Origin of the sequence: Arhodomonas sp. AD133 (genome assembly GCF_051195215.1) — a bacterium.
GTDB lineage: Bacteria > Pseudomonadota > Gammaproteobacteria > Nitrococcales > Nitrococcaceae > Arhodomonas.
The window spans coordinates 85,782-104,078 of record NZ_JBNAZM010000011.1 but is presented as its reverse complement, the minus strand read 5'-3'; the positions used below and the strand labels follow the sequence as shown (position 1 = coordinate 104,078).

At 67.5% G+C, this 18,297-nt stretch carries 19 protein-coding genes; 2 read left to right on the top strand and 17 right to left on the bottom strand.

Annotation, left to right across the window (positions count from 1 at the left end):
- Window positions 1–65: 65 nt before the first annotated feature.
- The 17 genes from ACPEES_RS09155 to def form a co-directional block, all read right to left on the bottom strand.
- Complete coding sequence (locus ACPEES_RS09155; protein WP_435103162.1) at window positions 66–398, bottom strand: phosphoribosyl-ATP diphosphatase; 333 nt, start codon at window positions 396–398, stop codon at window positions 66–68.
- Entirely contained in the window at window positions 395–784 is a 390-nt protein-coding gene (hisI, locus tag ACPEES_RS09150; RefSeq protein ID WP_435103161.1) for a phosphoribosyl-AMP cyclohydrolase, read from the bottom strand. Before hisI ends, ACPEES_RS09155 begins: the two co-directional genes overlap by 4 nt.
- Window positions 781–1,554, bottom strand: a complete 774-nt coding sequence (hisF, locus tag ACPEES_RS09145) for an imidazole glycerol phosphate synthase subunit HisF (protein ID WP_435103160.1) — start codon at window positions 1,552–1,554, stop codon at window positions 781–783. The genes hisI and hisF overlap by 4 nt, the downstream gene beginning before the upstream one ends.
- On the bottom strand, window positions 1,541–2,287 hold the full coding sequence (gene hisA, locus ACPEES_RS09140) for a 1-(5-phosphoribosyl)-5-[(5-phosphoribosylamino)methylideneamino]imidazole-4-carboxamide isomerase (RefSeq protein WP_435103158.1): 747 nt from the start codon (window positions 2,285–2,287) through the stop codon (window positions 1,541–1,543). Before hisA ends, hisF begins: the two co-directional genes overlap by 14 nt.
- A 16-nt stretch (window positions 2,288–2,303) precedes the next feature.
- A complete protein-coding gene (gene hisH, locus ACPEES_RS09135) occupies window positions 2,304–2,939 on the bottom strand; it encodes an imidazole glycerol phosphate synthase subunit HisH (protein ID WP_435103157.1) in 636 nt (211 codons plus the stop codon).
- A gap of 268 nt (window positions 2,940–3,207) precedes the next feature.
- Window positions 3,208–3,801, bottom strand: a complete 594-nt coding sequence (hisB, locus tag ACPEES_RS09130; RefSeq protein WP_435103156.1) for an imidazoleglycerol-phosphate dehydratase HisB — start codon at window positions 3,799–3,801, stop codon at window positions 3,208–3,210.
- Between the two features lie 433 nt (window positions 3,802–4,234).
- Window positions 4,235–4,687 carry a D-aminoacyl-tRNA deacylase gene (gene dtd, locus ACPEES_RS09125; protein ID WP_435103155.1) on the bottom strand — a complete coding sequence of 151 codons (453 nt, stop codon included), beginning with the start codon at window positions 4,685–4,687 and terminating at the stop codon, window positions 4,235–4,237.
- 394 nt (window positions 4,688–5,081) lie between these two features.
- Entirely contained in the window at window positions 5,082–5,543 is a 462-nt protein-coding gene (locus ACPEES_RS09120; RefSeq protein WP_435103154.1) for a hypothetical protein, read from the bottom strand.
- 88 nt (window positions 5,544–5,631) lie between these two features.
- Window positions 5,632–5,946, bottom strand: coding sequence for a tetratricopeptide repeat protein (locus tag ACPEES_RS09115; RefSeq protein WP_435103153.1), 315 nt, complete (start codon window positions 5,944–5,946; stop codon window positions 5,632–5,634).
- Between the two features lie 107 nt (window positions 5,947–6,053).
- Window positions 6,054–7,511 (bottom strand): TrkH family potassium uptake protein, encoded by a 1,458-nt coding sequence (locus ACPEES_RS09110; RefSeq protein ID WP_435103151.1) that lies wholly within the window; start codon window positions 7,509–7,511, stop codon window positions 6,054–6,056.
- Entirely contained in the window at window positions 7,511–8,887 is a 1,377-nt protein-coding gene (trkA, locus tag ACPEES_RS09105) for a Trk system potassium transporter TrkA (protein ID WP_435103149.1), read from the bottom strand. Before trkA ends, ACPEES_RS09110 begins: the two co-directional genes overlap by 1 nt.
- A gap of 184 nt (window positions 8,888–9,071) precedes the next feature.
- Entirely contained in the window at window positions 9,072–10,409 is a 1,338-nt protein-coding gene (locus tag ACPEES_RS09100) for a sigma-54-dependent transcriptional regulator (RefSeq protein ID WP_435103147.1), read from the bottom strand.
- Entirely contained in the window at window positions 10,406–12,619 is a 2,214-nt protein-coding gene (locus ACPEES_RS09095; RefSeq protein ID WP_435103145.1) for an ATP-binding protein, read from the bottom strand. The genes ACPEES_RS09100 and ACPEES_RS09095 overlap by 4 nt, the downstream gene beginning before the upstream one ends.
- On the bottom strand, window positions 12,598–13,161 hold the full coding sequence (locus ACPEES_RS09090) for a DUF4390 domain-containing protein (RefSeq protein ID WP_435103144.1): 564 nt from the start codon (window positions 13,159–13,161) through the stop codon (window positions 12,598–12,600). Before ACPEES_RS09090 ends, ACPEES_RS09095 begins: the two co-directional genes overlap by 22 nt.
- Window positions 13,161–14,477, bottom strand: coding sequence for a 16S rRNA (cytosine(967)-C(5))-methyltransferase RsmB (gene rsmB, locus ACPEES_RS09085; RefSeq protein WP_435103143.1), 1,317 nt, complete (start codon window positions 14,475–14,477; stop codon window positions 13,161–13,163). Before rsmB ends, ACPEES_RS09090 begins: the two co-directional genes overlap by 1 nt.
- On the bottom strand, window positions 14,461–15,402 hold the full coding sequence (gene fmt / locus ACPEES_RS09080; protein ID WP_435103142.1) for a methionyl-tRNA formyltransferase: 942 nt from the start codon (window positions 15,400–15,402) through the stop codon (window positions 14,461–14,463). Before fmt ends, rsmB begins: the two co-directional genes overlap by 17 nt.
- Before the next feature lie 5 nt (window positions 15,403–15,407).
- A complete protein-coding gene (gene def, locus ACPEES_RS09075; protein WP_435103141.1) occupies window positions 15,408–15,935 on the bottom strand; it encodes a peptide deformylase in 528 nt (175 codons plus the stop codon).
- Window positions 15,936–16,058: 123 nt separating this feature from the next.
- On the opposite strand from def, the gene ACPEES_RS09070 reads away from it, so the two are divergent.
- Entirely contained in the window at window positions 16,059–17,090 is a 1,032-nt protein-coding gene (locus ACPEES_RS09070) for a LysM peptidoglycan-binding domain-containing protein (protein WP_435103140.1), read from the top strand.
- Complete coding sequence (gene dprA, locus ACPEES_RS09065; RefSeq protein WP_435103139.1) at window positions 17,090–18,253, top strand: DNA-processing protein DprA; 1,164 nt, start codon at window positions 17,090–17,092, stop codon at window positions 18,251–18,253. Before ACPEES_RS09070 ends, dprA begins: the two co-directional genes overlap by 1 nt.
- Window positions 18,254–18,297 lie beyond the last annotated feature (44 nt).

Genomic DNA, 18,297 nt, shown 5'->3' with positions numbered 1-18,297 from the left:
CCTGAGGGAATACGGCCGCTATCAGGCAGGCGGCGGCCGATGTGTGTTGATGGGGCCTGTGTCGATCAGTCGCTGCCCTCGTCGCGCGCAGCCTTCTCCTCGAGGCCGGAGAGGCCGAATCGACGACCGAGCTCAGCGAGGACGTCGGCCGGCCCGAGATCATAGTGGGCCAGCATTACCAAAGTATGGAACCACAGATCCGCGGTCTCATAAACCAGATGCTCACGATCCCCGTCCTTGGCGGCGAGAACCGTCTCCGTGGCCTCTTCGCCGACCTTCTTGAGAATATGGTCAGCGCCCTTGGCGTAGAGCTTGGCGACGTACGACGCCTTCGGATCATCGCCCTTGCGCGCCTCGAGCACGGCCGCCAGACGATTGAGAACATCCTCGTCGCTCATCCATCGCCTCCGTAGATCGACTCCGGATCCCGCACCACCGGATCGGCGGATGCCCAGCCGCCGCCGTCGAGCCGGCGATAGAAGCAGCTGCGCCTTCCAGTATGACAGGCAATGCCACCCGCCTGTTCGACTTTCAGCAACACAACGTCGCCGTCGCAGTCGATTCGAAGCTCGCGCACGCGCTGCACGTGTCCGGACGATTCACCCTTGTGCCACAACCGCCCGCGCGAGCGGGAGTAGTACACCGCCTCACCGAGCTCGGCGGTGCGGGCAAGGGCCTCGCGGTTCATCCACGCCATCATCAGAACGCGGCCGTCGTCGGCGTCCTGGGCGATCGCCGCCACCAGGCCGTCGTCGTTGAAACGTACCTCGTCCAGCCAGCTCATCGCCGCACCTCGATACCGCGTTCGGCCATGTACGCCTTGGCCTCGCCGATGGAGTACTCGCCGAAGTGGAAGATGCTCGCCGCGAGCACGGCATCGGCATGACCGTCGAGCACCCCGTCGACGAGATGCTGGAGAGTGCCGACGCCCCCGGAGGCGATGACCGGCACACCGGTCGCCTCCGAGATCGCCCGTGTGAGCGCGCAGTCAAAGCCGGCTTTGGTGCCATCACGGTCCATGCTGGTGACGAGCAGCTCACCGGCACCGAGCTCGGCCATGCGCGCCCCCCATTCGACGGCATCGATGCCGGTCCGGCGACGGCCACCGTGGGTAAACACTTCCCACCGGGGCGGCTCGCCATCGGCACTCACGCGCTTGCCATCCACCGCCACGACGATGCACTGCGAGCCGAAGCGCTGCGCCGCCTCGGCAACGAATTCGGGACATTTCACCGCGGCGGTGTTGATAGCGACCTTGTCGGCACCGGCGTTGAGCATGCGGCGCACGTCGGCGACCTCCCGGATACCACCGCCGACGGTCAACGGAATGAATACCTCGCTCGCCACCGCCTCCACCACGTCGACGATGGTCTCGCGCTCCTGGTGGCTGGCGGTGATGTCGAGAAAGGTGATCTCGTCGGCCCCGGCACGGTCGTATTCCCGCGCCACCGCCACCGGATCGCCGGCGTCGCGGATATCGACGAAGCGCACACCTTTGACCACCCGCCCGGCGTCCACGTCCAGGCAGGGGATGATGCGCTTAGCCAGTGCCACGGGTAAGCTCCAGCACGGCGCGCTGGGCCTCGGCGAGATCCAGGCTGCCTTCGTAGAGCGCCCGGCCGACGATGGCGCCGTCGATGCCGTCACCGGCAGCGTCGCAGAGAGCGCGCACATCATCCATGGTGCTCACGCCGCCGGAGGCGATAACGGGAATGTTCACGGAACGCGCGAGTGCTGCGGTGGCGGCCGCATTCACGCCTCGCATCATGCCGTCGCGGCCGATGTCGGTGAACACGATCGCCTCCACGCCGGCCGCCTCGAAGCGCTGCGCCATCTCGGCGGCGGTTCGCGTGGAAACCTTCTCCCAGCCGTCGGTGGCCACCATTCCGTCCTTGGCGTCGAGGCCGACGATGATGTGGCCGGGAAACTCGTCGCAGGCGTCGTCCACGAACGCCGGACGGCGCACGGCCTGGGTACCGATAATGACGTAGTCCACGCCGACGTCCAGATACGTCTGGATCACGTCGAAGCTGCGGATGCCGCCACCCACCTGAAGCTCGACGTCGGGATACGCCTCGGCGATGCGGCCGATGATATCGGCATTCACCGGAAACCCGGCCACCGCGCCGTTGAGGTCCACCAGGTGGATGCGCCGGGCACCGGCCTCGATCCAGCGCCCGGCCATCGCCACCGGATCATCGGAGAAGACGGTTTCATCGTCCATGCGCCCCTGGCGCAGACGTACGCATTTGCCGTCCTTGAGGTCGATTGCGGGAATCAGAAGCATGGTCTTGTCCAGATCGTTATACGGTTCCGTCCCATCGGAGGAAATTGGCGAGCAGCGTCAGGCCCGCATGGTGACTCTTCTCGGGGTGGAACTGGGTGGCGAAGACGTTCTCGCGGGCGAGCGCGCAGGCGAACTCGCCGCCGTAGTCCGCCGTCCCCACGACGAGAGTCGGGTCGGCGGGCTCGGCATAGTAGCTGTGAACGAAATAGAACCACTCGCCGTCGGCGACCCCGGCCCACAGCGGATGATCGCGGCTGTGGCGGACCCGATTCCACCCCATGTGCGGAATTTTCAATCCCGAAGCGACATCGAAATGCTCACGGAAATGCCGGATGCGCCCCGGATAGCGCCCGAGCAGCTCCACGCCGTCGTTCTCGTCGCTCCACTCCAGTAGCACCTGCATGCCCATGCAGGCGCCGAGAAACGGCTTGCGCGTCATGGCCTCGCCGAGCACGTCCACGAGCTCGTGGGTATGCAGCGCACTCATACAATCACGGGCCGCACCCTGGCCGGGGAAGACGACCCGCTCGGCAGCCGCGATGGTCTCGGCATCATCGGTCACCCGCACCGCTTCGGCACCGGCGTGTTCCAGTGCCTTCGCCATGGAGCGCAGGTTGCCCATGCCGTAGTCGACGACAACCGTGGCCCCCATGCCTAGGCCCTGCTGACGCATCGCGGGCACGCCGCGCCGGCGCCCTGTTGGCGCAAGTCAAGGCGGCGCGAGCGTAGCGTAGCGGCACTACGTAAGGGAGCGCCGACGTAGGATAGCGCCAACTGGGCGCCGGCCCTCCGGGTTTGGCTTGTCAGCCGCCCAGGCGGCGTTGCTCGTCGCTTATTCAGAATCACTAAACTTCACTCCTTGCGCCTTCCTGCACGGCTGACAAGCCTAGCGCGGCGCACTCGCAATACGTCAGCAGGTCCTACAGCACGCCCTTCGTGGACGGCGTGGCGCCCGCGAGACGCGGATCACTCTCCAGCGCCATACGCAGCGCCCGCCCGGTGGCCTTGAACACCGTCTCGGCGATGTGATGAGCATTGCGGCCACGCAGATTGTCCACGTGCAGCGTTATCCAGGCGTGGTTGACCAGGCCCTGGAAGAACTCGCGGAAGAGATCGACGTCGAACTCGCCGATCCGCGCGCGGGGAAATTCCACATGGAACTCGAGCCCCGGTCGGCCGGAGAAGTCCACCACCACCCGCGAGAGCGCCTCGTCGAGGGGGCAATAGGCGTGACCGAAACGGCGGATGCCCTTCTTCTCGCCCACTGCCTGGGCGAGCGCCTGGCCAATGGTGATGCCGACGTCCTCGACCGTGTGGTGCGCGTCGATGTGGAGATCGCCCTCGGCCTCGACGGTCAGATCGATAAGCCCGTGGCGGGCGATCTGGTCGAGCATGTGCTCGAGGAAGGGCACCCCGATAGCGAGCCGCGATTCACCGCGGCCGTCCAGGTTGATGTCGACCCGGATGCGGGTCTCCAGCGTGTCACGCGCGACGCTTGCGCTTCGATCAGCCATGGTTGAAGAATCCAAAGAATCCGCAGGACTGCTTGTCGCGCGGAGCATACCACGCCGCGCACAACAAGGGCCTGTTGACCTGCCCCGGTCATTCGCGTTGCCGACTGCCGGCGCCCGCACGGGTGGCTGCTTCGCGCCGCACGACGATACCCATGACCGGCCTGGGAGCATACTAATCTTCTCAGAGGTATTGTCGTGCGTCAGCCGGACTGTGCGCCGATGGGGCAAGGCGCGAGGCGCGCGGTGTAGCCGGGCACCATGAGCGGCGAGCAACGCAGACCCCATCGGCGCACAGTCCGGCCCGAAGGGAGCGCCACAGCGGCCCGGTGGCGGCGTTGCGCTCGCTTGACGTGACCCGGCCACGCCGGCGCGAGCGCGCCTTGCCGATAGACCTTCTGAACAGTGTTGACGGCAGTCTGCGTGCGCGAGGCGATCAGCTGGCGGCCGCAGGGACCTGCAGCCGGAAAGTCACGGGTCCGTCGTTGACCAGCGCCACGCGCATGTGGGCACCGAAGCGCCCGGTCGCCACGTGTCGGTGACGCGCCCGCGCCGCCTCCACGAGCACGGAGAACAGCCGCTCGCCCTCATCCGGGGAGGCGGCAGTGGAGAAACCCGGCCGGGTTCCTTTGCGGGTATCGGCGGCCAGAGTGAACTGAGGCACCAGCAACAGACCGCCGTCGACATCGGCCAAGCAGCGGTTCATGCGCCCCCACTCGTCCTCGAAGACCCGGTAACCCACGAGCCGCTCGGCCAGCCGCACCGCGGCAGCATCGTCGTCACCGCGTTCGACCCCGACCAGTACCAGCAAGCCGTGGGCTATGCGCCCGACGCAGTCACCAGCGACGGTGACCTCCGCTTCGGTGACCCGCTGCAACAACCCGATCATCCTGTATTCACTCTGTAAGTAATTTCTTACATTGGGTGTCAATGTTGCCCGACAGCGACACCCGGACCACCGTGGCATTCTACTCCTGCACTTGCCAGAGACGGCGAGTCACCGCGGCAGCGGAGGCTGCGGCAAGAAGAACAACGACACACGGACGTGGCGCACGCCCGGCAGGAGCCCCCCAACCTCAGGACGAGGGCGCGCGCAGATCACCTCCAGCCAAGTGAACCTGACCGCCGGTGCACGGAACGCGCCGGCTTTTTTCTTTCCGGCGCCTGCCCCCATTGTCCTTTTGTCCTTTCAGGAAACGCTGAACAGTACTCGTCGTCCCCTGAGGCGCGATCGTCACCGGTGCGGGGCGACGGGGGCCAAGCGCTGACCCCCGAGCGCATCATCACTGCTTGTCGCTGTCGCTATCGCTATCGCTGTCACCACCGGTCGCCGACGTCGCCTGCTTGGCAGCCTGCTCCCAGGCGTCGAGAACCTGCTGGGCGTTGCGATACCAGGGCATATCGCGCACCGCCGGCTGCATCTGCTCCGTGCGTTCCAGCCAGTTGCGCCAAAGCTCGCTCTGGGCCTCCGTCCACGCACGCATCATCTGCTGCATCTGCGTCGCCCAGCCACTGGGATCGGCGCCGCCAGAGAGGCCGCCGATCCACTGCTGCTGGCGCTCGAGCGCTTCGCGCACAGCCTCCTCCCAGGCCTCCACCTGGCGTTGCTGCACCGCGCGCATCTCTTCCCAGGAACCCGTGCCGGCACCACCGCCGCGCATGGCTTCGAACCACTGGTCCCAGAGGCGACGCTGCGTCTCGGTCCATGTCGACATCGCCTCTTCCATCTGTTTCTGCCAGTCCATAACGCCTCCTTCGCTGATTGCCTCTAGAGCAAGTAGAGCCATAGGGCAAGTGTAGAGCAGAGGCCGGGGATCTGACGGACTCGGTGACTCAACCCTCGCGCTCGAGCCGCCGCAGACGCACCTCCAGCTCGCGGACGATCTGCATGTCACCACGCTCCCGCGCGGCGGTCAGCCCCTGCCGGTAGCTCTCGGCAGCGGCATCGAGCTCGCCGGCCTTCTGCTGGAGCCGGCCGAGCGCACGCCAGGCTGCGGAGTAACCGGCGTCCTGCGTGACCGCGGCCCGCAGATGCGACTCCGCCCGCTCGCTGTCCCCGGCCTTGGCATAGGCATTGCCCAGCGTCAGGCGCAGCATGGCGCTGTCCTGACCGCGGGCGAGCATGGCTTCCAGGGCGTCGATGTTCATAAAGGCCAGTAGAAAGTGAAAAGTGGAAAGTTTAAAGCGCTAAAGTTCCCTGTGGGGGTCTCATCAACCGCTTTCAACTTTCGACTTTAGACTTTTAACTCCACTCTCTAGCGCCGCCAGAACGCCGGCGTGAAAAGCACGAGCAGCGTAAAGATCTCCAGCCGGCCGAGCACCATGGCGAAACACATCAGCAGTTTCGGGCCGATGCCCACGCTGGCGAAGTTCGCCGCAACGTCTCCCAGCGCCGGGCCCAGGTTGTTCATGCCCGATGCGGTGGCGGAGAAGGCGGTGACCTGGTCGAGGCCCATCGCCATGAGCAGCAGCATGATCGCGGAGAACAGGGCCACGTAGGCGCCGAAGAACCCCCACACGGCGTCGGTTACGCGCTCGTCCACCGGTTTCGCGCCAAGCTTCACCGGCAGTACCGCCTGCGGGTGAATCAGGCGCAGGATCTCGCGGCCGCCCTGGCGCATGAGCAGCAACACGCGCACGACCTTGATGCCGCCGGAAGTGGAGCTGCCGCAGCCGCCGACGAAGGCGAGCAGCAGCAGCAACACGGGCACGAATGCCGGCCATAGGTGATGTCCCGTGGTGGTGTAGCCGGTGGTGGTGGCGAAGGAAACCACCTGAAAAATCGCGTGGTGCCACAGATCCGGATCTTCAATGCCATGGCCCGACTCGTAGAGGAACAAGCCACCAGTGACCAGCACGCAGGCAGCGATCACGAGGCCCACGTAGAAACGCAGCTCCGGATCCCTCAACCACGGCTGCACCGAGCGCCAGCGCCAGACCAGGAAGTGCAGCGAGTAGTTCACCGCCGAGATGAACATGAACACCACGGCGATCATCTCGATGAGCGCGCTGTCGAAGTAGCCAACGCTCTCGTCATGAGTGGAGAAGCCTCCGGTGGCGATGGTGGAGAACGCGTGGCTGATAGCGTCGAAGGCATCCATGCCCGCGAGCCAGTAGGCGAGGGCACAGACGATGGTAAGCCCGAGGTAGATGTACCACAGCGCCTTCGCGGTCTCGGTGATGCGCGGCGTGAGCTTGGCGTCTTTCACCGGGCCGGGCAGCTCGGCGCGATAGAGCTGCATGCCGCCGATGCCGAGCATGGGGAGAATGGCGACGGCCAGCACGATGATGCCCATGCCGCCGAGCCACTGTAGCTGCTGGCGGTAATAGCGGATGGACATCGGCAGCTCGTCGATACCGACGATCACCGTAGCGCCGGTCGTGGTCAGTCCCGAGATACTCTCGAACAGGGCATCCGCCACGCTCATGCCCGTGCGCTCATCGAGCAGAAACGGTACGGCCCCCGCCATGCCGAGCACCACCCAGAAGAGGGCGACAATGAAAAAGCCGTCGCGCGTGCGCAGCTCGCGCTGGAGCTTACGCACCGGCAGCCACAGCGCGGCGCCGATGACCACCAGCAGGCTCGCGGTACTGATGAAGGCGGTGACGGCGCCGTCGTCGATCAGCGCGGAAAGCAGCGCGGGCGGAAGCATGGTCAGGCTGAAGACCATCAGCAGCACGCCCAGAATGCGCTGAACGGCGTCGAAACGCATCAGAGGAACGTAACTGCGACCTGAAAGAGCTTCTCGACGTCAGTGAGGCGGGTCTTGTCCACCAGAAAGAGGATCACGTGGTCTTCGGACTCGATCACCGTGTCGTGATGGGCCATGATCACCTCGTCCCCCCGTACGATCGCACCGATGGTGGTGCCCCGCGGAAGACGGATCTCGTCGATGCGCCGGCCGACCACCGCCGAGCTCTTGGCGTCGCCGTGGGCGACCGCCTCGATGGCCTCGGCCGCCCCACGCCGCAGACTGTACACGTTGACCACGTCGCCGCGGCGGATGTGTGCGAGCAGGCTGCCGATGGTGGCGTGCTGGGGCGAGATCGCCACGTCGATGTCCTCGCTGGACTGCACCAGATCCACGTAGGCGGGGCGATTGATGAGCGCCATGACCATGCGCGCACCGAGCCGCTTGGCGAGCATCGCCGAGAGGATATTGGCCTCGTCGTCATTGGTCAGGCCGCAGAAGACATCCGTGTTCTCGATGTTCTCCTCGAGCAACAGATCCTCGTCCGCGGCGTCCCCGCGGAGAATGATCGTCTTCTTGAGCTCTTCGGAAACCAGTCGGCAACGGCGGTCGTCGCGCTCGATGATCTTGGTCTGGAAGCGCCCCTCCAGGGACTGCGCGAGCCGTTTGCCGATGTTGCCGCCGCCGGCGATCATGATGCGCTTGACCGGCTTCTCCAGCCGCCGCAGCTCGCTCATGATGGCGCGAATATTGCGCCGCGCGGCGACGAAGAATACCTCGTCGCCGGCCTCGATCACGGTGTCGCCCTCGGGAATGATGGCCCGGCCGCGCCGGAAGATTGCCGCCACCCGCGCCTCGATGGCGGGCATGTGCTCGCGCAGGGCGCGCAGCTCGTGGCCCACCAGAGGACCACCGTAATACGCGCGCACGGCGACCAGGCGCACGTTGCCGCCGGCGAAGTCGAGCACCTGCAACGCCCCCGGGTGCTCGATGAGCCGTTTGACGTACTGGGTGACGAGCTGCTCCGGACTGATGATCACGTCGATGGGCATCGCGTCCGGGGAGAACAGCTGCGGACAGGAGAGATACTCCACCGCGCGCACGCGGGCGATCTTCGTGGGGGTATTGAACAGCGTATCGGCGACCTGGCAGGCGATCATGTTCGCCTCGTCGGAATCGGTCACCGCGATGATCATGTCTGCATCGTCCACGCCGGCGCGGGTGAGCACGTCCGGGTAGGTCGCGCTGCCGACGACCGTACGCAGATCGAGACGGTCCTGGAGATCCTGCAGCACGTGCGGACTCACGTCCACGACCGTGATGTCGTTGTCCTCGCTGGCGAGGTTCTGCGCCACGGTGCTGCCCACCTGCCCGGCGCCGAGAATGATGATTTTCATGGGCTCGCTTCGTGAGAACTCAGAAGTTGGAAGAAGCAGATTGAAAGCGGAAAGTCGGCAGTAGCAAGTGACCGGGGAGTGCCACCCCATGAAGTACTTCGCGGACTCGGAACGCGCGCCCTGCGGCCCCCGGCTTTCAACTTGCTACTTTCCACTCGTCAGCTTCCACTCGTGCGCGCCGCGCTCACCCCGCCTCCTTCGGATCGATCCCCAGGGCGCGCAGCTTGCGGTAGAGATGGGTGCGCTCCATGCCCGTCAGACGCGCGAGCTGGGCGACGCTACCCTCGGCGCGCTTGAGCTGGCGCTGGAGGTACTGGCGCTCGAACGCCTCCCGGGCCTCGCGCAGCGGCAACTCGAGCCAGAGGTCCGGCGACGGCGAGGCCTCCGAAACATGCACCCCCTCGGCGAGGACCCGCTCGATCTCGTCGACATCGATATCCAGCCCGTCGCCGAGCAGTAGAAGCCGCTGAACCAGGTTGCGCAGCTCACGGACATTGCCCGGCCAGTCGTGGTTGCGCAGGCGATTCTGGGCCGCCACGGTGAAGCGCCGGTAGGTCAGGCCTTCGCGCTCGACCAGATGATCCACATAGAAGCTCACGAGCTCGGGAATGTCTTCGACATGATCGCGCAGCGGCGGCACGGTAACGGGCACGACGCTCAGCTGGTAGTAAAGGTCTTCGCGGAATCGACCGCTACGGACCTCGGCCTCCAGGTCGCGGCCAGCGACGGCGATCACCCGGCAAGCCAACGGAAGCTGCTCGGTACTGCCGACGCGCTGGAACCCCCCGGCATCGAGCGCGGAGAGCAGACGCGTCTGCGCGCTCTCGCCGAGATCCTCGACCTCGTCGATCAACAGGGTGCCGCCCGCAGCCGCCTCCAGGCGCCCGGCACCGGCACGACCGAATAGCTCCTCGGCGGCGGCCTCCTCGGCAACGCTCCCTCCGGCAAGCTCCACCAACGGCCCGGGGTGGGCGCGCAGGCTGTGCAGATAACGCGCGAAGGTCTTGCGGCCGCTGCCGGGCTCGCCGCTGACAAGCACCGGCGAGCGCGCCTCGGCGAGGCGCTTGGCCTGCTCGCGCAAGCGGGTCATCACCTGACTGCGTCCCACCGGGACCAGGGTGGGCCAGGACGCCGGTGCCGCCTCGCTGTAGCGCCCCCCCGCGAGCGCTTCCTCCACCGTTGCCAGAAGCTTACCCATGGACAGTGGCTTCTCCACGAAGTCCACCGCGCCGAGCCGCGTCGCCTCCACGGCCGTCTCCACCGTACCGTGGCCGGAAATCATCACTACCGGGAACCGCGGGCCTTGGCCCTGGACCCATGCCTTGAGCAGCGAAATGCCGTCCTCACCAGGCATCCAGATATCGAGCAGCGCCAGATCCGGGCGACGCTCGGCGAGTGCGGCCCGTGCCTCGTCGGCGCTCGCCGCCGTGGTCACCTCGTAGCCCTCGTCCTCGAGAATCTCCTGGACCAGCTCGCGGATATCGGGTTCGTCGTCCACCACTAGCACGTGGGCGGTCGTCATCGCGTCTCCTCGATCTCGGGCCATCTCGCCGCCGCCGAGGGCTCACCTCCGACCGGCAGGCGCACGGTGATCTGGGCTCCGGCGCGCAGGTTGCGCGCCGAGATAAACCCATTATGTTCCTCTACGATCTTCTTGACGATGGCGAGACCCAATCCCGTGCCCTTGCGCTTGGTGGTGACATAGGGCTCGAAAAGCTGATCGAGCACATCGTCGGCGAAGCCCGGGCCGTTGTCCCGCACCCTGAGCTCCACCATACCGGCGTAGCGCCCTTCGCCGGCGCGGGTGGATACCGTCACCTGACAGCCTCCGCGCTCGGTCGCCGCCTCCAGGGCATTGCGGAACAGGTTATTGAGCAGCTGGCGCAGGCGGCTGGGATCGGCGCGCAGCGATGGCAGCCCGTCGCTGAGCTCGAGCGCGAAACCCGGCTCGCCGCCGTCGCCGCGGTGAAGCTCCACCACGTCGTGTATCAGCGCATTCAGATCCACGTCCGTCAAGGCGAGCCGCGGCGGACGCGCATACTCCGAGAAAGCATTGACCATCGCCTTCATGGCCTCGACCTGGTGAATGATCGTGCGGGTCGAGCGCTCCAGTACCTCCGCCTCCACCGGCGCCAGCCGATCGTGAAGCTTGTGGCGCAAGCGTTCGGCGGAGAGCTGGATGGGCGTGAGCGGGTTGCGGATCTCGTGGGCGAGACGTCGCGCCACCTCGCCCCAGGCCGCGTCGCGCTGCGCCTGGATCAGAGCGGTCACGTCATCGAAGACGATCACGTGGCCGCCAGCGGTACGGCCACCGGGCAGAGCGGCACCGCTGCACATGAGCACCCGTCGGCCCTCGCTGGTGTCCAGGGTGAACTCCTCGCGCCACTCCGCGCTCTGCGCCGCCGCACGCGCCTCCACCAGCTCGACGAACGGCGTGAAATCCGGGTGGTGCTCCACCAGCCCCCGCAGACGACCGCCCGCGGCCTGGGCGAGAGGAACGGTGAGGATATCCACCGCCGCCTGGTTGTAGGTGCGCAGGCGCCGGTCCTGGTCCAGCGCGAGCACACCGGAGGACAAACGCGAGAGAACGGTCTCGAGGTAGGCGCGCTGAGCCTCGGCGAGCACCTGTCCACGGCGTGCCTCGTCACGGGCCTGGGCTACCCGGCGGCTCATGTCGTTGAACGAGCGCACCAGAAAGCCGAGCTCATCGCGACCGGCGGCGGGCAGCTGGGTGCCGTAGTCGCCTTCCGCGAGCGCCTGGGTACCCTCTGCGAGGCGGCTTATGGGCGCGACCAGACGCCGCGCCAGGTAAAACGCCGACCAGACGGCGAAGAGCAACGACATCAGCAGCACCAGCGAGAGGGTGAGGATGAAGCTGTTCTTCAGAGGCCCGCGCAGGTAGGCGAGCTCGCGGTACTTGGCAAAGGCGTCCTGGACGTCGCCGGCGAGCTCGTTCAGCCGCGGCGAGATCGGGAACAGCGCCTGGAGCACCCGGCGGTTCTGGGGATTGTCCGGGTTGGGTGCCGGCACGGCCGCACGTATGTTGAGGCCACTGCCCTCGATAGGATCGAGGCTCACGTAGGGACGTCCCTGGCGTAGCTGCAGCAGTACCTCCTCCTCCGGCCGGTTCGGCAGAATGCCCTCCGTCTCGCGCGTGCTCGAGGCGACCACGCGGCCATTGCTGCCGAAAAGGGTCAGCTCGGCGGCGCCCATGCGCTCGCGCATGTCCCCCACCGCGAACGTGACCAGCCCTTCCGGGGTAGTGGCGAGGTCGTCCGCGGCGTTCTGTACGCGCTTGAGCAGATCGCGCATCCGCAAGTCGAGCGACGCCTGGGAGAGGCTCAGGGCGTCGTCCAGGGCAGCCTCAACGCGCACGTCGAACCAACTGTCGATGCCACTGCGCAGAAACTGCATGGAAAAGGCGTAAACCACCAGACCGGGCACCACCGCGAGCACGGCGAACAGCGCCATGATCCGTCCGGTGAGCTGGCTGCCGGGGCGACGTTCCCGCAGCGCACGCAGAAGCCGGTAAACGTTTGCGGCAATCACCGTGACCAGCGCGATCAGTGCCACCGCGTTGAACAGCAGCACACCGACGTAGAACTGGCCGAAAACCGCCGAGTTCTCGGTGGTGGCGTTGAGCAGGTACAGCGAGGCGAGGAGCACCAGGCAGAGGAGCAGGCGCAGCAAACCCTCGCTTTTGAGCCAACTCAGGAGTCGTGCAACGGCCATCGCTGCCAGTCACTCGCGAGTTGCCACTGGGGTGAAATGTAGGCCATCGCGCGCAGCGGGCGGGGCAGGGCGTCGGTGTCGAGGCTCGCACGCACCGCGACGGTGTAGGCCACACCCGCCCGCAGCAGCTCGGCATCGATTATCGGCAGCGAGCGCACGCGGCCAACCTCGTCGAGCAGGACCCGCAGGCTACGGAAACTCCGCGACTCGCCACTGTTCAGTCGCACGAGCACATACCGCTCGCTCAGAGCGTGGTATCGCAGCCGATAACGCTGGGCGAGCTGTGCGACGGTTTCTTCCCACCAGATCCAGCGGGGTTGCAACACCTCGATATCGAGACGCAGCTCCAGGGCGACGCCATTGCGCAGCGCCTCCTCCGCCGCATCGCTCAAGCGGTAGTCCACGCGCAGACCGAGATACCAGACAGCATCGCGGCGGGAAACCTCGCCGTCGACGATCGCCACATGCCCCCCGGCAGCGCTGGCGGCGGTGGTAGCAACCAGCACGATCAGCACGGCGAATGCGGCAGCGCGCAACCTCATCAGCGCTTGTCGAAACACGCGTAGTAGAAACCGTCCATGCCTCGCTCCCCCGGCAGAATCTGATGGCCGACGCCGGTGCTGCGCCCCACCGGCAACCCCGGCGCCACCGGGACGGCACCCGGGGTCTCGGCAGCGAACGCGGCGGCCACCGCCTCGTTCTCGGCGCGCAGGATGGAACAGGTGGCATAGACCAGCCTACCGCCGGCGGCCAGCAGCGGCCACAACGCACGCAGCAGCCGCATTTGCCCGGTGGCGAGGCGCGGAATGTCATCGCCACGGCGCAGCCACTTGATGTCGGGGTGCCGGCGGATTACCCCGGTTCCCGAACAGGGCGCATCCACGAGTATGTGAGTGAACGGCTCGCCGTCCCACCATGCGCCCGGCTCGGCGGCATTGCCGATACAAAGCGCAGCCTGTAAGCCCAGCCGCTCTAGGGTCTCGCCGACCCGGTCGAGGCGTTCACCGTCGACATCCAGCGCCAGCAGGCGCTGCTCCGGCTCACATTCGAGCAAGTGCGCGGCCTTGCCACCGGGGGCCGCACAGGCATCGAGCACCCGTGCCCCCGGAGACACCGCCAGCAGCTTGGCCGCGAACTGTGCCGCGGCATCCTGCACAGACACGCGCCCATTGTCGAAGCCGGGCAACTCGCCGACGGCCACGGGGCGGTCCAGCGTGAGCGCGTCCGCGAGCCCCGCGACCGGCCGGGCGGTGAAGCCGGCATGGATCAGCGCCTGCAGGTAGTCGGCCCGATCACCCTGGCGCCGATTGACCCGTAGCGTCATCGGCGGCCGGGCCAGGCTCGCGCGACGGATGTCGGTCTGCTCGAGGGGCCAGTCCGCCGCGATGGTGGCATTCAGCCATCCGGGCATCGACGACGCCACCGCCGGATCGCGATCGAGCTGCCGGAGAAGCCGCTCCCCCTCACGCTGAAAACGCCGCAGACAGCCGTTGAGCACCCGGGCCGCCCATGGGCGGTCGAGCGCCCGGGCCACGGCCACCGTCGCCGACACCGCGGCGTGAGGCGGAATCCGCGTTTCCAGGAGCTGGTAGAGGCCGACTTCCAGCGCTGACTTCAGGATACGGTCACGGCGCTTGAGCGGGCGGGCGAGCAATGTATCGGCCAGGGCGGCCAGCCGGCCGTGCCAGCGCAGGCTCCCGTAAGCCAGCTCGCGCGCGAGCGCGCGGTCGGCGCCGCCGAGCTCTGCCTCCTGCGCCGGCATGGCATCCGCCAGCGAACGCCCTTCATCCACCACCGCATGCACGAGGCAGACGGCCGCCAGACGCGGCTGAACACCGCGCTCATCCGAGGCGGACACCGGCACCCAGATCCAGGCCGTTCAGCAACGTCGCCGCCGTCTGCCGGCGGCGCCCGGGCGCCTGCAGCTCGAGCAGTCGCAACACCCCGTCGCCGGTGGCGACGTCGATGCCCTCGCGCCCGGCCGAAACGACGGTGCCGGGCTCACCAGCCTCGCCGCCGGCGCGAACCTCGGCGCGCCACAGGCGTAGCTCGCCGCCCGGCCAGCGCGTGCGCGCCACCGGCCACGGATCGAATGCACGAATGCGCCGCTCGATGGCCGCGGCCGGGGACCGCCAGTCCACCCAGGCCTCATCCTTGTCGAGCTTCTCTGCGTAGGTGACACCGGTCTCCTCCTGGGGCCGGGCTTCCAGCCCGCCCCCCGCCCAGGCGGGCAGCGTCTCGGCGATGAGCTCCGCCCCCAGGGACGCGAGACGATCGTGGAGACTTCCGCCGGTGTCGTCGGCGGCGACGGCTGTCTCCGCGCAGGCGATCACCGGACCGGTATCGAGCCCCGGCGCCATACGCATGATGCATACGCCGGTGCGCTCGTCGCCAGCCAGCAGGGCACGCTGGATCGGCGCCGCACCGCGCCAGCGCGGCAGCAGGGATGCGTGGATGTTGAGACAGCCGTGATGCGGAATCGACAGCACCGCGCGCGGCAGAATCAGGCCGTAGGCGACCACCACCATCACGTCCGGTTCGAGCCCGGCGAGCGCCGCGCGTTCGTCGGCGTCCCGCAGTGTCTCGGGCTGGCGCACCGGCACACCGGCGGCCTCGGCGGCCTGCTTGACCGGGCTCGGCCGCAGCCGCCGCCCGCGACCGGCGGGACGGTCCGGCTGGGTGTAGGCGGCAACGATTTCGTGGCCGGCCGAACGCAGGGCCTCGAAGGCGGGGACCGAGAATTCGGGGGTGCCGGCGAAAACGACGCGCAGACGGCTAGCCATGCGCGTCACCCGGCGGCGCTGGCGGGCTGCCCGCCGCCCTGGCGGGCGAGCTTCTCGAGCTTGCGGCGAACGCGCTTGCGCTTGAGCTCGGAGAGGTAGTCCACGAAGAGCTTGCCCTCGAGGTGATCCATCTCGTGCTGGATACACACCGCGAGCAGGCCCTCGGCCTCCAGATCGAAGGCCTCGCCATCGCGCCCGATCGCCCGCACGCGAATGTGCTCGGCGCGGTGCACGCTCTCGTAGTAGCCCGGCACGGACAGGCAGCCTTCCTCACTCTCGGCGTCCCCGTCGCGCGCGATGATCTCCGGGTTGATGAACACCCGCGGGTCGCTGCGGTCGTCGGAGACGTCCATCACGATCACGCGGCGGTGGACGTCGACCTGGGTAGCGGCCAGACCGATGCCCGGTGCCGCGTACATCGTCTCGAACATGTCGTCCACCAGGCGGCGAACCTCGTCGTCGACTTCGTCCACGGGCTCCGCCACCGTGCGCAGGCGCGGATCGGGGTAATGCAGGATGTCGAGTTTGGGCATGGCGGGTCCGTTGCGGGTTGCGCTTGATCGCTGCTAGTCTAAATCGACGCTAAATCCACAAAATGATAACGGACACGGGGCGCCCGTCGCCAGCGCGTGGCGGATCCGTTACAGGGACAGTCCATGCTGAAGCACACCCTAGCCTGGGCGCTTGGCGCCCTGATTGCCGCCGGCACGGCCTCGGCAGACGAGAGCATGCTGCGTGACGACCATCCGCAGCGCTATACCGTTCAGCCGGGGGATACGCTCTGGGACATCTCCGATCGTTTTCTCACCGAGCCCTGGTACTGGCCGGAGATCTGGCACGAGAACCCGGAGATCGACAACCCGCACCTCATCTATCCGGGCGATGTCATCCGGCTGACCCTGGTCGACGGTGAACCCCGTCTGACAGTCGAGCGCGGTGGCGGCACCGTCAAGCTCTCCCCGGAAGTCCGGGTGGAAGAGCTCGACGACGCGGTGGCCACCATTCCGCTCGGGGCAATCCGACCGTTTCTCACCGGTGACCGGGTGGTCGATCCCGGCGTGCTGGAGGATGCCCCCTACGTCGTTGCCGGCGGGGACGAGCGGGTAATGAGCGCCGCCGGCGACCGCGTTTATGCACGTGGAATGCCGGGGGACCCCGCCGAAGACTGGGACGTGGTCCGCCGCGAGGAAGCCTTCGTCGACCCGGAGACCGGCGACACGCTGGGCGTTCTGGCTCGCCGCATCGGCACTTCCGGGATCGAGGCATCCGGCGACCCGGCGACGCTGCGCCTCGCAGAGGTGAACCGTGAGGTACTCGCCGGCGACCGCCTGCTGGAACGCCTGGACAGCGAGTTCCGCAGCCACTTCACGCCGCGCGCTCCCGACGCGAACGTCCGTGGCGTGATCATGTCGGTGATGGACGGCGTCAACCAGATCGGGCAGTTCGACGTCGTCGCCATCAATCGCGGCACCAGCGACGGACTCGCCGTCGGCCACGTGCTCGCCATAGACGAGAAGCCGCGCACGGTCGACGACCCGTACGCGAAAGGCGACGAAGAAGCCGTCACCCTGCCACCGGAGAAACAGGGTGAGCTCGTGGTCTTCCGCACGTTCGACCGCATGAGCCTGGGACTCGTGATGGAAGCCACCCGCGCGATGGCGGTGGGTGATACCGTTCGCAACCCCTGATGCCACCGGAAACGGGGGCCACCGGCCAGGCGGACACCACGGAAGTGGCCGCCTGGCTGCGCCTGCTGCGAACGCCGGGGGTCGGACCGAGTACCTACAACGCGATCCTCGCCGCCTTCGACTCCCCTGCACACTTCTTTGACGCCGACGCCGCGAGCATCCGCGCGGCGGCTCTCGACCCGGATCTGCGCGCCAGCGCGCCGGATCGGGAAGACGCGGACATCGCCGCGGATCTCGCCTGGCTAACAGCGCCGGACCACCACCTCATTACCCGCCACGACCCGCACTATCCGGAGCAACTCGCCGCCATCGCCGATCCGCCGCCGCTGCTGTTCGTCGCCGGTGCCGCGGCGCTTCTCCAGCGCCCGCAGCTCGCGATCGTCGGCAGCCGCAAGGCGACCCGGGGCGGGCTCGACAACGCCCGGGAATTCGCCCGTCACCTCGCCGGCAACGGCCTGGCGATCACCAGCGGCCTCGCGCTGGGCATCGACGGGGCGGCCCACCGCGGCGCGCTATCGGCCCCCGGGGCAACAGTCGCGGTCACCGCCACCGGACCGGACCGGATCTACCCGGCACACCACCGCGACCTTGCCCGGGAAATCGCCGGCGGTGGCGCCATCGTGACCGAGTTTCCCACCGGGGTACGGGTACGTCGCGAACAGTTTCCACGCCGCAACCGTGTGATCAGCGGCCTGGCACTCGGTGTGCTGGTGGTGGAGGCCGGAGTGCGCAGCGGCTCGCTGCTCACCGCCCGCCACGCCCTGGAACAGGGCCGCGAAGTCTTCGCCATCCCGGGCTCGATTCACAACCCGCTCGCCCGTGGCTGCCATGCGCTGATCCGGCAGGGAGCCAAGCTCGTGGAGTCCGCGGCCGACGTCTTCGACGAGCTGCCCCCGTTGCCCATCGCCGAGGCCCCGGCAGACACCCGCCCGACGGCCGCCGGTGCGGAGGACGCAACGGCCGGTGCCGGCGACGCCGAACCGGCGCTCAACGACGACTACCAGGCGCTGCTGGAGGCGCTCGGCCACGACCCGGTGTCCTTCGACGTGCTCGCCGAGAGGGCTGGATTGACGGCCGATACGCTTTCCTCCATGCTGCTGATACTCGAGTTGAAAGGCTATGTAACGGCCTCCCCCGGCGGACGCTATGCCCGCCTGCGCTAGGTAACCATCGGCCAGGGAAAGCCGGCGGAACCGCGGAAATGCGA